Here is a 15,381-nt window from a genome sequence, read left to right on the forward strand (position 1 = left end):
GTTACACATGAACAAAAATACAAGAACTGAAATCATGGCGAAGTTTAGAGAAGAAGTGGCAAATGGAAAGATTCTTTTAGGCGTGGGAGCCGGCACAGGAATTACTGCGAAAAGCAGTGAAGCTGGCGGAGCAGATATGCTGATTGTTTATAATTCAGGAAGATACAGAATGGCAGGCCGTGGATCACTGGCAGGGTTATTATCTTATGGGGATGCCAACCAAATCGTAGTCGAAATGGGCTCTGAGGTATTGCCTGTTGTAAAAAACACCCCTGTATTGGCAGGTGTATGCGGAACAGATCCATTTAGAGTAATGGAGGTTTATTTAAAACAACTTAAGGAACAAGGTTTTAGCGGCGTGCAAAACTTCCCAACCGTAGGTTTGATCGATGGCGTATTCAGACAGAATCTAGAAGAGACCGGCATGGGATATGGTTTAGAAGTAGATATGATTAGAGCTGCGCATGAATTGGATATGCTCACCACTCCTTATGTGTTTGATCCTGAGCAAGCAAAAGCTATGGCAGAAGCGGGCGCAGATATTTTAGTGGCACATATGGGCTTGACTACCAAAGGTACAATTGGAGCTAAGACCGCACTGACATTGGATGATTGTGTAGAAAGAATCGAAGCGATTATTAAAGCAGGGAAAGCAGTAAATCCAGATATTATGGTGATTTGTCACGGTGGACCGATTGCAGAGCCGGAAGATGCGGCGTACGTAATTGAACGGACAGAAGGCATAGATGGATTCTTTGGTGCATCGAGTATTGAAAGATTTGCTGCTGAAAAAGGAATCACAGAACAGACTGGATTATTTAAAAATATCACCAAACAAGCATAATTGCCTTCGGCGTCCTTATATTTTAAAAGAACCCTCCGAAGAGGGCGATCTGAGTAGAACAGATATTAAGGTGCAGCTTATGGCTGCATCTTTTTTGTTGTCTATTAAGTAAAGCTAGTTACTTTTTAAAGGCAGCCATGCCAGCACATCGCGGATTTTGGCATCCCAGTATCCCCATTCATGTGTCCCCGGTCCTTCTTCATAGGTTAAAGAAAGTGAGGTTGCCTGGCAGGCATCGCGGAATCTCAAGTTATCGGTATATAGGAAATCTTCTGTGCCACAGCATTGATACAACGCTGGTTTTGGTCCCGTGGAGCGGTTCACTTCCTCAAGCAGCCAAAGAAGGTCTTCCGGCGTTCCAGCGGTATCTTCTTTTCCGAAGATCATTTCGTATTCTTTGCTTTTAGTGGTAGCACCTTCCCCGTTCAAGAAATTATGCGCCATATCAAGTGCTCCAGACAAACTCGCTGCTGCTGCAAAAGATTCCGGTTTACGCAGTCCCAGCTTAATCGCTCCATAACCACCCATCGACAACCCGGCTACAAAGTTCTCCTCGCGTTTATCGGAAAGCGGGAAAAATGAGCGCGCCAGCATCGGTAACTCCTCACTAATGAAGGTCCAGTAACGGCCCCCCATGGCCATATCTGTGTAGAAACTGCGGTGCACATTCGGCATTACCACAGCTATCCCCATCTCCGCTACATACCGTTCTATGGAAGTCCGGCGCAGCCAGATCGAATCATCGTCAGACAAGCCATGCAGTAAATACAAAGTAGGGTGAAGATCACCTCTTGTTACATTACTCATCCCGATTTGTGTAGTTGTTTTTTGCGGCAAAATTACAGTCATTGAGGTATTCAAACCTAGTACTTCAGAATAAAATTTGCACTCTATTAAAGCCATTTCATTCATCTCCTCTCTTTCCAAATCATAGCATAGACCAAAAGTGAGAGATATTGTAGAAATATCTGAATTATAAGGGTTTTGAGGATTGCTGTAGCTGGATATGAGAGAATATAATGGAAGTAGAAAATTTAGGAAAAACGTGCAAATACGAAAAGTATTTTCATAGGCGAGAGGCGGAAAGTAGGATGAAACCGGGCCTAAAGCAGGAAAAAGGATTTACATTAATCGAAGTGCTGGCAGCTATAGTTATTTTATCGATAGTTTCTCTGGTGCTTACGTCTTACTTTACTAACGCCATGAGTTACTCTAAATCGAACCAGAACAAAACGATTATGGTCAATCTGGCGCGAAACGCGCTGTTTTATGTGGAGAAGCAGGATTTTGAGGCGATGAAGGAATTTTTTATAAAGCAGAATCATGATTCGATAGAGGCGGTGAAATGCCAAAAGGATACGGATGATTCTCTGAAATGTGAGGATTACAAGGGGCTTGTTCAGGATACAGAAATCTTAAACCAGGTTTTGAATCCTGTAATAAATGGTGTGAACTATCAGATAGATATTAAATATCAGCGTGATCTACATAACCAAAGCTTGGAATCTAGTGATCCGGAGAAACAGAAGATGGCAGTATATTTGTTGCCTGTGTTGGTCAAAGTCAGCAGAGCGGATTCTTCTGGCGGACCCCAAAGTGAACCTGTTGTGGAGGGATATATCACCGATGAGAAAATTCGTTAATCTTCTTCGCAGAGAAGGCGGCTTTACATTAGTGGAGCTAATTGTGGCACTATCGTTGTTTACAGTTGCAGCGGGAATTATTTCGGGGATAACAATGCTGGGCTTACGAAGCTATCATAAAATATCGATTGAAAACTCATTAAGAGACGAAGGTGATTTGTTAATGTCCGCAATTATAACGGAGTTGTATACATTTGCTCCTGAGAAGGTCACTCCAACTATTCTCAAAAATGATGCAGGGACTATTATTGATAGCTACATTACGTTAGAACGTCAGGATGGAACTAAGTCTCAGATTCGTATTGTTAATGGTGCTCTTACAATAGCAAATCCTAATGTAGTCGATCCACCAGTAGATGCAAGAACTGAGACGATATCTAAATTAGAACAGGGTTCTGCTATAACTTTAGAGTGTCAGAATAGCATCCCTTGTGATAGCGGCTTGATATCTATAGATTTATCGCTAGTTCAGAGCTACGACGGAAGGGATTACCCATTGGAGTTGAAAAGTAAATTCGGATTCTAGGAGGAGCAGGAGGGATGAAGAATAATGAAAGAGGCTCAGCCCTAGTATTAGTTATGTTTGTTGCTCTTCTACTTACTATACTCGGAGTAGCTGTACTCGGGGCAACGATGGGTGGCGCACAACGAACGGAGACAAGGGAAAACGACGTGCAGAGCCTGCATCTGGCTCAAAAGGGGCTCGATGAAGCAGCGGCATACATACAGACGAAGTTGGATGGGCGTACGGATATTGATCCTGATCATATGGAAGATGAGATTAAAAGCATTGTTAATGAGGTGACCACCAAAGTTGTCGACGTTAACAATGGCGTAAGTACGGGGTTATCTGGAGCTGGCGGTACGATCAAAAGCATCACCTATGAGAAGCAGGATAAGCAAAAATATTATGTCGATATTGAAGCACAAGCCACAGTTAATGGCGTCATCAGACAGCTGAGACAAAAGATAGTCATTGATACCTATCCTGATTTTCTTAAATATGCTTTTGGATCGGAAAAAGTATTAACATTAAACGGAGCACCTGGTCTCCATGGCAATATATATGCGGGTGAAGAACTAAACATCAGCGATACGGCTGTTTATACGTATAAGAAAGTGAAAGATCTTAAAGAAAAGACTCAATATCCTAAAGTAGAATTACTAAAAGACCCTGCCAGTCTAGCATCTACGGAACCTCTTCCCGAGGTGCATGTGCAATCACTTGAAAGTATTAAATATTCCGGAAATGGAATTATTAATGCAGCAGTAAATAAAAACAACGCCTCAATTATTCTTCCTAACATACTGGGAGTTAATAAAGAGCAGGTGTTTATCAAACCGCAAAAAAAGTTCGTGCAGATTAATGTGCTGGAATCGTTTCTTGATAAAGTGGAGGAAGCGACAGGGTTGACCGGGAAAAGGTCTGAACTTGAGCAAGCTATTGTGGAAGGGAGATTGGGTGATTACTTAAGTGCAACAGCATTGGATAGACTACCCGATGAGAATCCACCCTACACTGAGCCAGTACTTGAAGATAATCCGACAAAAGAAGAAAAGGATAAGTATGAACTAGAGTGCAGCCAATACGAAGAACAATTGAGAATATATCAGAACTCCTTGTTGGATAAAGATTTAAATAATTCTACGATTTATAACGGTAATATGCTTATCGATGGAATTGATTACAAACAGTTAAAGTTTAGTGATGAAGCCAAAACAGGTAATCCTTCTAATAAGCCCAAATGGCTTATTGTTAATGGTGATCTGGAGGTAAATAACTATAGTCCAGATATAACTAAAATTTTAGAGATTCAAGCTAATATTCTAGTTACAGGTAATGTTACTATTAAAGGTCAGGTGAAATTCAACTCTACTATGTTTGTTTTAGGAGAAACGAAAGTCGAGGACGCCGTGATCCAAGGTTTAAGTAGTAAGGAGTTAGTCCTCATATCTCAAGGAGATGTGCTCATTAACCGGATTGATACTTTTACTAATCCACCTAAGAAAAAAGTTGAGCAGGATTCATTTTATATGAAAGCTTTTTTTTACACGGATAGTGACGCTGATTTGTACGGAGTGGGGTCAATCTTTTGGTTAAATGGTGGCTTCTTTGCCAAAGGGAATCTTACAGTAAACGCAGTACTAGGAGGAGTAACTGAGCCCTTAGATCCGGCTCTCGGCTTTAATTTTGTAAATCAGGATGCGGATCGATATAATTTGGGTCACCGTTTTCAGATTCAATATAATCAGGATGTTTTTACTCATCAGCAGTCTAGCCTCCCGCGTGTGCAGCAGGTGAATGTAACTGTAGGCCCTCTGGAGCTTGTGAGTCATTGAGACCAATTGAAAAAGGGTATCCTTAAGCGAGTTCTTAGGGATACCTTTTTTTCGTTGGAAGTTTCTTATTTTTAAATGTAAAGATTAGTAACGATCGTCATTCTGGGGTTCTACAACCTTAACCGTAATATCTGCTTCTGCTGTTGTGCCTGTGCTTCCGGTATAAGTCACTGTAATGGTGGTTGATCCCTTTTTGACACCTGTAACAATTCCTCTGCTATCAATATTGGTTCCATTATCGACACTGGCGATTCCAGAATTGTCGCTTACCCAACTCAAGTTACCTTTGATTTGCTCGATCGAGATGGAGGTAGGGAATGCCCATAAAATATTGGTTAACGGGAAAGTATGGCCCACTTCAATAGTAATGGACTGTTCTTTAAATCTTAACCCTTTCAAAGCATCAACGATGTTAACCTCGTGTGTTGAAGTCATATCTTTGAATGAAACCTCAATCAGCAGTCCTTCTTTAGCGGTATTACCAGCCGTCAATTTAGCGGTTGAGCCATCACTAGAAGGCGTAAGAGTAGCAATATGATCATTCGTAATAGTGTCATCCGTAATATTTTTATCCGTTGATTTCACGAATCTCCATCTTAGCGTTGCTGGATCAGCATCCGTAGGATTTCTACTTGCGCTTAGATCGATTTGCCCTCCAATCAATACCGTTGTTGGACCTGTAATCGACAATGAGGTTAGTGGGTTAGTAACTGTTATGGTTTTCTCTTGGGTAATTGGAACCGGGTTACTTGAATTTACAGTAAGACTTACTAGGTAAGTTCCTGACTGCGTCGCACTGAAAATCTTTTCGGTATCATCACCGGGATACTCTGGATTGGTATTAATTACAGCAGTGCTTGCCCCAGAGGTAATGTTTTTAACGGACCAGATATAGGTTATGTTGGTCTCAGGTTCTTTACTGTCTTGAACGTACGAGGCAGTTAACGAAATGGATTCATTGATTTGCCCTGTTTCATATCCTTTAATTGATAGAGAACGAGAATTACGTTTTTCTACAGTTATGAATGCAGTACCAGTAACTTCGCTACCATCAAGAGCCTTAACAGTGACTTGTGCTGATCCTTTGGCCAAACCGATAATATCGCCACTGTTGGAGTCTATTTGCACAACTGAAGCATTACTAGTTGTCCAGAGGAATGCAGAATTACTTAAATCTGAAGGCGTAACTATTGGGATTAGTCGAATCTCATCTCCTATATAAATAGTTTTGTCATCCAATTGCAGAGCGTTAATCTTATATTCGGCTGTAAAAGTTAAAGTCTCAAACGAAATTGTAGTCCGCGCTAAATTAGTCGATGAAGGATCTGTTGGGATTGGAACAGGTAGCGGATAGATTTCCGCTGGTAGGCTACCGGCAAAAGGGAAATGGTATAAAGTGGCACTACTCATATTCATTGAAGCTCCAATGATTGTTCCATACACCTGTCCTCCATCAAAGTTTATAGTAGATCGTGGTGCCAGAATGGTTCCGTATACGTTGGCTTGGGAAATTAGCAAAGGCTTGGCGCTAGGGAAGTTGAATAGCACACGGCTACCGTCGCTCCCCAGTGGGAAATGTAAGAATGGTTCACTGTTACTGTCTTGTTGTACATTAACAATTACAGTTGATCCTTGCGGAACCTTAAGCTCGGAACTGTTAAGCGTATTTAACGCTGAACTAGAAATATTAACAATATTGATATCTGAGTTACCTGTGACCGTAAGTTTTCCGTATTCATGAGTCGCCGTGGCATTGGAAGGCAGCTTGGCAATAGCATCAGAGAGTCCAAGGAGATAACTCTCTTGCTTGCTGAAATCGAGAAGTTCTCCGTAATTGATGGTACCATTTTGGATAGAACCAGGACGTTGGTCTTTAACGGTGCCTTTAACCATTAGGTTTCCGTAAACTGTTCCTTCGGGAAGGGAAACATCTCCGCCCGTGACAATACCATATGGCACTTGGTCTTTAAATTGTTCATTTACTGTAATACCCGCATTGTTGAAGTTGACTGTTCCCCCGGAAGCCAGTGGTCCCTTGATAGTTCCTCCACGAAGTGAAGTGGTATGAAGGATAAATGCGTTGTATTTACCTAAGATTCCTAGAGGTGGCAATGTGGCATGAATATCGACATAACTAAGTTTGGAATCATTTAAAATATAGGTTTGGGTCTCGGTCGGTTTAACTGTGATTTGGAACGTTATAGGCTGTTCAGAGTCTGGTTTATAGATTTGGGCGCCGTTCACCGTTTTCAATGAATAGGTTATGTTATTTAGATTGCGTGTCAATCTAAACCCACTGGTTGCATTTCCAGTGACTATCGTACCGGCTGGTAATTCTCCTAAAATCTCCAGGTTAGGTGGGAGATTCTCGGTAAATACAATATCCGATATTAATTGTGTGTTAGAGGTCTGGTTGACCGTGCCGACTTTATCAAACGGTACAGATTTTGGGGTGATGGAATAACTAAGAGTGACCGGTTCTCCCTTTTCTATTTTGCCATTCACAACATTCTGAGAGAGAGATCGTGTTACACTCAAATTGGTGTTCGACGGCAGGACATTTACTCTGAGCGTTTTACTTGAGAGCGCCCCATTTTGATCCCAAGCTTTAATTTCGATGTCGAGTAGACCTCCGTTAGGAAGCGGATTGTCAACTGTTCTATATATATTTTGACCGGACTTGATGTCCATCTTGCTTATTTCAATCATAGGAAAGTATGTGTTCCCTGATTTGAAACGGACTTCAGTTGTTAGATCACGATCGTTAAAGTCCAGATCAGTTACTGTATAGTCGACAAGAAGTGTTTCTTGATAAGACGGAATCGATGAATCATTAGCCGGCGTATGCACGGTAATCTCTGGAGCATGATTGGCACCAATAAAAGCACGATACATAGTATTAACGAACAATTGTTGTTCCCAGACAGGGAATTTCTTTAGATTGGCTGGAATATCACTTACTCCAAAAAAGTGACCTGTACCTGAGTAGGTAATATTTCCTTTGGAATATGTGTAATATTGATTCCAGCTATCCTCTGCATCACGTTGGTATTGATTATATTCTCCATTTGGTTTTATCCTCGTACCTGATGCTTCACTTTGAATGTTATACCAAGATACTACTTCAGGATCTTCCAGATTAAGTGTGAAGTACTGGTTATGTGTTGGTGCAATTTGTGGTGTGGAAATATTGATTTGCTGGTTGCTGTCGTCCCTCTTGCTTAGATAAAAAGGATATTGCATCAAAAGCCCGTCATTTACCGGCTTAACCTTGGTGGAAAGATTGATGGCATTATGGCCTAAGTTGGTCTCAGGATTCACCTGACCAGTAATCCCCATGAAATTATTGATCCAGTTCTTTTTATTTGCATCTAAATTAATGATGGTATCGTGAGTGAACAAGGCGCTTTGCTTGAAGGTACCAGTAAATTGTGTAATAGCGTTGATCGCATTAGTGTTTAAATTAGATTTTTTGTAGTATTCGTCTACAAATCCAAAGATGAGCATGTCATAGGTGCCATTTAGTCCGTAACTATGTGTTGCAGCATAGCTGTCATCGACATATTTTTTAAATTCAGTCATCGTTTTGATTTTTATATCGAGCTTATAGTCAGATGTATCGAGAAAATTTGGATTCATATTACTATTGTCCAGGAGGCTACTTTCCGTTAGAGTGTCAGGCATAACCTGAAGAATATTTACTATGGTTTTCTCGCCACGGTAACGAATTACACCGCTGTCGAAGTCTTTTAATTGTGTACTGTGGTAATCATTAACTTCTAGCTTCCAGTAGAGTAACCCAGAGTATGTTTTTGGCAAAATGTATTCAATAGTTCCGTTGGATGTACTAATCTCAGTTTCAGAAACGACTTGTTTTTCTCCCATTTTGATGGATTTATCAAGACCAACGTACAGTTTGACTGAGAGTGGAGCACTATTTTGTGTTGAGGGTATGGTGACATTGAAATTAAAAGAAAGCTTCTCCCCAGGAACATAGATTTTGCTGTTAGTTGCATTAGGGTCATAGTTGGGAATTCTATTCGTAATTTGTAGACGAGGGCGTTTCTTCAAGTTGCTTATGTATTTGGAGTCTTGTTTTTTTAAATCGGCAAAAATATCCGCGAGTTCACTGTCATCCACAAACTTAACATTTGGGTTGGAGGTGGAAAGACGATAACTGTTAAAAGAGCTGTACAGTATACCTTGCTCAGTTTGAGGTTTTGCATCTTTGTCTTTAAAGGGCTGGCTATGAAAAAAAACATATAATCCCTTGTTGATAAATTCCTTCGTAATTTGATCAGCCTTCAGATGAGTAATGTCATTCTTCATACTTATGGTATTAAGGGCCCTGGCTCTATTTTCCTCCGAGGCGGGTTGTTGATTACTTACCTGTGCAGGGTTGTAAGTCCCCTTCCCGATATATACCGCATCATATCTTCCGTCCAGATCATCCCGCAGCGCCACAAAGCGCTTCATACTCATCGTGTCAATGGTAAGGTTAGATATTCCCGCTTTTAGAGACGCAAGCTCACTAACCCCACTCTCAGTAATCTCCAGCATACGAATTTGGTATTCATTTGAACTGGCATCGACATTCATAAAGTGATTTTTGATAGGCAGAACAAGCAGAAGGAGAAGCAGGGTAGTTACTGTAAAAATAAAAACTTTTTTGTTGCTGGCAAGTTTCATTGTCATCTCTCCCTGATTGTTAACTATTGGCAGATATGGTCGTATTCCGTCTCGTATATGCTAGATTCCGACAGCCTTTTTCATTCCGTGTCGTTGTAAAATTATCCAATCTATGTTATATACATTCTAGGACATTCAGCATTGATAGACAACATAAATCTATTGAAATATACCTATTAAATTATAACTAAAGTCCTAGTTAGAATGAAAAATACTCAAAATTGACAAATTTATGGAAGGTGTATTAATGGTAATTATATCTTTCGTTTTTGAACGAATTTTGCTGGAAGTTTGATTTCTATTTCTATAAAAAATATCCATTATTTCAGCCGGCATAAATAGCGGCATACGGAGATGAATAGACTTGGCTATCGCGAAAAAGAGACTGGGAGACTTGCTGGTAGAAAATAATATTATTTCGCAGGACCAGTTGCTTGAGGCTCTCGCAGAACAGCGTAAGAGCAAACGGAAGCTCGGCGATCTGCTAATCTCTCAAGGCTATATCACGGAGCAGCAGCTGATTGAAGTGCTTGAATTTCAACTCGGCATCCCGCATGTCAGTTTATTTAAATACCAGATAGATCCCGCAATCACGCAAATTATCCCTGAAAGTATGGCTAAGCGATATCAGGTGCTTCCATTCTTAAAAGAGGGCGGCAAGCTAATGGTTGCAATGGCGGACCCGCTGGATTATTTTGCGATAGAAGATTTACGTATGAGTACTGGCTTCCGGATCGAACCCGCTATTTCTACGAGAGATGAGCTGCAGCGGGCGATTGCGCGTCACTATGGCATGCGCGATTCTATGAATCAGATGCTGGTAGAACTCCCGACACAGGAAGAAATAGAAGAGACCGAGATTACAGATGAGGACTCCCCAATCGTACGTTTGGTCAACCAGATGATTCAGCAGGCAGTTGCTCTGCGGGCGTCTGATATACATATGGACCCAGGTGAAAATAATTTAACCATCCGCTACCGCATTGACGGAACCTTACGGACAGAGCGGATTATTCCTAAGCAGATGCAGGGCTTTATCACCGCCCGTCTGAAAATAATGGCCCGCCTGAATATCGCAGAACGGCGTTTGCCGCAGGACGGGCGGATCAAAATGCAGTTCGATTACAAAATGGTAGATATTCGTGTGTCTTCATTACCAACGATGCACGGAGAGAAGATTGTGCTGCGGCTGCTAGATTTAAGCACAGGGGTCAAATCCGTAGATGCTTTGGGATTCAGTGAGGGGAATGCAGAAGCTTTTAAGGAGATGATAGCTCGTCCTTATGGGATTTTGCTAATCACGGGCCCTACAGGTAGCGGAAAAACAACAACTTTATATTCAGCATTGAATCAACTTAATGTAGAAAGCGCAAATATTATCACAGTAGAAGATCCAGTGGAATACCAGCTTGAAGGAGTAAATCAGGTGCACGTAAACTCGGCTATTGGACTAACCTTTGCAGCTGGGCTACGTTCGATTCTTCGACAAGATCCGAATATCGTAATGGTTGGTGAAATACGGGATGCGGAAACTGCTGAAATTGCGGTTCGCGCCTCATTAACGGGTCATCTAGTGTTGTCTACTTTACATACAAACGATGCGATTAGCTCTGTCTCCCGATTGCGGGATATGGGGGTAGAACCATATTTGATCGCTTCTTCGCTGATTGGTGTGGTAGCACAGCGGCTGGTGCGCAAAATCTGCACTGACTGCAAAGAAATCTACAAACCATCTGAACAGGAAGCAATTATGCTACGTAGCTTAGGACTACCTGCGGAAGAATTACAGCGTGGACGCGGCTGTGGTAGCTGTAACAATTCTGGTTATCGTGGACGAATAGCGATTCATGAAGTACTCAGTATTGATGATCACTTCCGGCAGCTCATAACAAACACTGCCTCAGTAGAAGAACTGCGTGCAGCAGGTAAAGCGCGTGGGCTTGTTCAACTGATGGATGACGGACTGCTCAAGGTCAGTCAAGGAATTACAACGCTTCAAGAAGTCATGCGCGAGACGGTCTCACATTAGAGGTTAACAGGGATTTAGCATTCTAACTTAGGGGGAGCGGCTAATGCCAACGTATACGCGGGATATTAGACAACTATTACAAACGGCTTACTCCTCCAAAGCTTCTGACTTACATATTTCCGTAGGATCACCGCCGGTTATTCGGATGGATGGAAAGCTGCACTCGCTTGAGGGTGAGTCCGTGGTTGCTGAAGAAGCGGCAGATATGGCCAAAACGCTACTTGGTAATGAACGAATGGAAGCATTTCGGAATGCGGGCGAGTTGGATTTTTCATATCCGCTTGATGGTGGGGTAAGATTCCGGGTGAACGTTTATCGTCAGCGGGGCGAGGTTAGTATCGCTGCCCGGGCCATTCCTGCAGAGATTCCGAGTCTGGAACAGCTGTCGATGCCTTCGATTTTAACTACTTTGTCGCTTAAGCCACAAGGTCTAATTTTGGTTACAGGTCCCACAGGCAGCGGCAAATCTTCCACGCTTGCAGCTATGCTGAATTATATTAACCAGACGGAGAGCAAGCATGTAGTGACGTTGGAAGATCCGATAGAATTTCTACATAACCATGGAACCTGTCTAGTAGATCAACGTGAAGTGGGAAGTGATACGGCTAGTTTTGCTAATGGATTACGTGCTGCCTTACGTCAGGACCCGGATGTTATTCTCGTTGGTGAGATGCGGGATTTGGAGACCATTTCAGCAGCGGTTACGGCCGCAGAGACAGGTCATCTTGTGATGGCAACCTTACACACAACAGACGCACCACAGACGATTGACCGAATTATCGACGCTTTTCCGGGCCATCAGCAGGGACAGATTCGTTCACAACTAGCATCAGTACTGCTGGCAGTAGTCAGTCAGCGGTTGTTCCCAAGGGCTGGAGGTCGGGGGCGTTTATGCGCAACGGAAATTTTGGTCAATACACCAGCCGTAGCCAATCTTATTCGTACCGAAAAAACACATCAGATCAAAAATGTAATGCAAACCGGACGCTCACAAGGCATGCACACCTTGGACGTGAGCATCCGTGACTATTTATCACAGGGGCTTATTGATCCAGCAGCAGCTAAGGCGTTTATGGCGGAGGTGAGCAGCTGATGCCTCTTTTTGAATATCAGGTGAAGACATCCGCGGGCAAATCTATCAAAGGGAAACTAACAGCAACCGATAAACCTACGGCGATGGAGGAGCTACGCAAGCGGGGACTTACGGTATTTTCACTGATTGAACGCAAAACCACAATTTTATCGATGGACATCTATATTGGTAATCCCGTTAAGCCGCTTCATTTCATCATTTATTGCAGGCAGTTTGCCACGCTTATGCGGGCGGGAGTATCAATTGTGGATGCAACGCGTATTTTGGCAGAGCAGACTGAGAGTAAACCACTGCGTAAAGCGTTAGTAGATGTTAATTCCAGCCTGATGCGCGGGATATCGTTCTCACAAGCCGTTCAGGATCATAAAAAAATCTTCCCGCAGCTATTTGTCAGCATGATCCGTGCTGGTGAGGAATCCGGTGATATTGAGGGGACGTTGGACAGGCTGGCTATGTTTTTTGAGAAACAGCACACCACGACAGAGAAGATAAAATCAGCGCTTACGTACCCGATTACCGTAGGGGTTATGGCGATTGCCGCGGTTATCTATCTACTTTGGGCGATTGTGCCGCAGTTTGTAACGATGTTTGAATCGATGGATGCCGAGCTTCCGGCAATTACACAGATGGTCTTGGCACTTAGCAAAAGCATTCAAGGTCAATGGTATTTCTGGATACTCGGAGTACTTCTCCTAGTGATAGCTTTTCAGATTACAAAACGTACGGAAAAGGGTGCTTACGCCTTGGATTATGCCAAGCTTAAGATACCTGTGTTCGGTAAGCTGAATCAAAAAGGCTCGATTGCTCAATTTACGCGTACTTTTTCTTCTCTTTATGCCAGCTCTGTACCGATCCTACAGTCCTTGGTGATTGTTGAGGAGGTAGCAGGAAATAAGGTCATCGGGAAATTCATCCGTAGTGCAGGGGATTCGTTGAGACAAGGAAATCCACTATCTGAGCCGCTAAAAAAAGCCTGGGTCTTCCCGCCACTAGTTACGCAGATGATAGCGATTGGCGAAGAGACAGGGGCGCTCGACACGATGTTGTCCAAGGTAGCTGATTTTTATGAGATGGACGTGGAGAATACCGTCGACCGTTTGAAGTCGCTGCTTGAACCATTATTGATTGCTTTTCTAGCCGCTGTTGTAGGTATTATTGTGGCCGCCATTATGCTGCCAATGTTCAGTCTGTACGGTAATATGTGAACCTCTTGGTTCCTTGTATATATTGAGAGGGGTGACGCCGGGGAGGCGGGGCAAGATCCACGAACTTAAGCTGGCGATTAGACGACGATGGACGAGCTGTTTCCGTAAGCACAAGGAAGATGATGCTGGATTCACTGAAATGAAGAATATAGGTTTTATCACTCACACACCACTTAGAGGGGGAAATCAAATGTTAGCACAAGCGATTAAGAGAAGATTAAGCAAAGAGGAAAATCAAAAGGGGTTTACGCTGATTGAGTTGCTGGCGGTTATCGTTATTTTGGGGATTATTGCGGTTATTGCAATACCGATGATTGGTGGAATTATTAATAAATCAAAAACGGATGCAGATTTAGCAACTGCTCGACAGCTTTATGATGCATCTCGTATGTATATTATGGGCGAATTAGATGGAGATTTTAAAGGTAAGACAGTAACTCTTGAAGCACTTAAGGATAAAAAATATATTGATCAGACTCTTGTTTTGCCTAGTACAAAAAAATCATTAAATGGTACAAAAACAACAATAGTATATACTTCGGACGGTGTACTTCAGAAAGTAACATTAGATCCAGTTCCTACGGGTGAAAGTGGTGAATATTCCGCTGATAAGGTGCTTAGTGCAGAGCCAGCAGCGTCACCAACACCAACAAATTGATCTGGTGGCTAATAGGAGTATCTAATTAATCTCTATAAATTCAAACTTACAATCTATCCTAAGGAATCGGACTTCCCGATTCCTTTTTTTAAAATCCAGAAGCTAATAGAGGACAGCCATGACGATATTTATCGCAAGTTACATCACATTACTGGGCCTGATTCTAGGCTCCTTCTATAACGTAGTGGCGCTGCGGGTGCCGGCCAAGGAATCCTTGCTTAATCCGCCGTCACATTGTCCGAACTGCCATACGCGGCTGAAAGCGCGGGATTTGTTTCCGGTGCTAAGCTACCTGCTGTCAGGAGGCAAATGCCGATACTGCGGCACAAGGGTATCGCCATTATACCCGCTTGGAGAAGCGGCAACGGGTTTGCTTTTTTTATGGGTGTATTTGCAATTTGGCCTGACGGGTAAGGGAATCATCGGGTTCATTCTTGTGAGTTTAGCGGTTATCGTGACGGTTGCGGATTTGAAGTACATGCTGATTCCCAATAAGGTATTGTTGTTTTTTTTACCGCTGCTGCTGATTCTTGTACTGTTATTTCCGGATGGACCGATATGGCATCATCTGCTAGGAGCTGTGCTTGGGGGAGGGGTTCTTATCCCTTTTGTTCTATTAGGTGGCATGGGGGCTGGAGATGTGAAGTTATTTGCGCTGCTGGGTTTGGTGATTGGTTTTCCGAATGTAATTTTGGCCTTTTTTGTGGCTTGTCTGCTTGGGAGCGTGGTGGGCGGACTGCTGATGCTGCTCGGTGTAATCAAACGTAAACAGCCGGTACCCTTCGGTCCATGGTTAGCTATAGGAGCTTTAATTAGTTTTGGATATGGTTCACACATCATCGGCGCGTATCTCTCGCTTATCGGATAGGAGGACATTGAT

Annotated in this window: 11 protein-coding genes; 9 read left to right on the forward strand and 2 right to left on the reverse strand. The window is 42.7% G+C overall.

All coding sequences use genetic code 11. The features are described 5' to 3' along the window. Nucleotides 1–7 precede the first annotated feature (7 nt). The gene (locus tag MHH60_RS20945; protein WP_038573568.1) at nt 8–844 is read left to right on the forward strand and encodes a phosphoenolpyruvate hydrolase family protein; all 837 of its coding nucleotides are present in this window, start codon (nt 8–10) and stop codon (nt 842–844) included. Nucleotides 845–958: 114 nt separating this feature from the next. On the opposite strand, the gene MHH60_RS20950 is transcribed toward MHH60_RS20945, so the two are convergent. After that, nucleotides 959–1,747 (reverse strand): alpha/beta hydrolase, encoded by a 789-nt coding sequence (locus tag MHH60_RS20950; protein WP_076123851.1) that lies wholly within the window; start codon nt 1,745–1,747, stop codon nt 959–961. A gap of 188 nt (nt 1,748–1,935) precedes the next feature. Between MHH60_RS20950 and MHH60_RS20955 the strand changes: the two genes are divergently transcribed. The 3 genes from MHH60_RS20955 to MHH60_RS20965 are packed head-to-tail and all read left to right on the forward strand — an operon-like array spanning nt 1,936 to nt 4,827. After that, nucleotides 1,936–2,487, forward strand: coding sequence for a type IV pilus modification PilV family protein (locus MHH60_RS20955; RefSeq protein ID WP_076137269.1), 552 nt, complete (start codon nt 1,936–1,938; stop codon nt 2,485–2,487). Beyond that, nucleotides 2,471–3,013 carry a type II secretion system protein gene (locus tag MHH60_RS20960; protein ID WP_076137271.1) on the forward strand — a complete coding sequence of 181 codons (543 nt, stop codon included), beginning with the start codon at nt 2,471–2,473 and terminating at the stop codon, nt 3,011–3,013. The genes MHH60_RS20955 and MHH60_RS20960 overlap by 17 nt, the downstream gene beginning before the upstream one ends. A gap of 14 nt (nt 3,014–3,027) precedes the next feature. Next, nucleotides 3,028–4,827, forward strand: a complete 1,800-nt coding sequence (locus MHH60_RS20965) for a hypothetical protein (RefSeq protein WP_076137272.1) — start codon at nt 3,028–3,030, stop codon at nt 4,825–4,827. An 84-nt stretch (nt 4,828–4,911) separates the two neighbouring features. Here MHH60_RS20965 and MHH60_RS20970 read toward each other — a convergent pair whose 3' ends face one another. Next, entirely contained in the window at nt 4,912–9,516 is a 4,605-nt protein-coding gene (locus MHH60_RS20970) for a DUF5057 domain-containing protein (protein ID WP_076137274.1), read from the reverse strand. Between the two features lie 364 nt (nt 9,517–9,880). On the opposite strand from MHH60_RS20970, the gene MHH60_RS20975 reads away from it, so the two are divergent. The 5 genes from MHH60_RS20975 to MHH60_RS20995 all read left to right on the forward strand — a co-directional run bounded on the left by MHH60_RS20975 (nt 9,881) and on the right by MHH60_RS20995 (nt 15,369). Continuing rightward, nucleotides 9,881–11,545 carry a GspE/PulE family protein gene (locus tag MHH60_RS20975; RefSeq protein ID WP_076137276.1) on the forward strand — a complete coding sequence of 555 codons (1,665 nt, stop codon included), beginning with the start codon at nt 9,881–9,883 and terminating at the stop codon, nt 11,543–11,545. A 43-nt stretch (nt 11,546–11,588) separates the two neighbouring features. Then, nucleotides 11,589–12,638: a type IV pilus twitching motility protein PilT gene (locus MHH60_RS20980; RefSeq protein WP_076137278.1), complete on the forward strand. Its 1,050-nt coding sequence runs from the start codon at nt 11,589–11,591 to the stop codon at nt 12,636–12,638. Then, on the forward strand, nt 12,638–13,843 hold the full coding sequence (locus tag MHH60_RS20985) for a type II secretion system F family protein (protein WP_076137279.1): 1,206 nt from the start codon (nt 12,638–12,640) through the stop codon (nt 13,841–13,843). Before MHH60_RS20980 ends, MHH60_RS20985 begins: the two co-directional genes overlap by 1 nt. A gap of 139 nt (nt 13,844–13,982) precedes the next feature. Next, entirely contained in the window at nt 13,983–14,501 is a 519-nt protein-coding gene (locus MHH60_RS20990) for a type II secretion system protein (protein ID WP_269473520.1), read from the forward strand. 118 nt (nt 14,502–14,619) lie between these two features. Beyond that, nucleotides 14,620–15,369, forward strand: a complete 750-nt coding sequence (locus MHH60_RS20995; RefSeq protein ID WP_076137282.1) for a prepilin peptidase — start codon at nt 14,620–14,622, stop codon at nt 15,367–15,369. Nucleotides 15,370–15,381: the final 12 nt, after the last annotated feature.

Source organism: Paenibacillus sp. FSL H7-0716 (assembly GCF_038002705.1).
Taxonomy (GTDB): Bacteria; Bacillota; Bacilli; order Paenibacillales; family Paenibacillaceae; genus Paenibacillus_AQ; species Paenibacillus_AQ odorifer.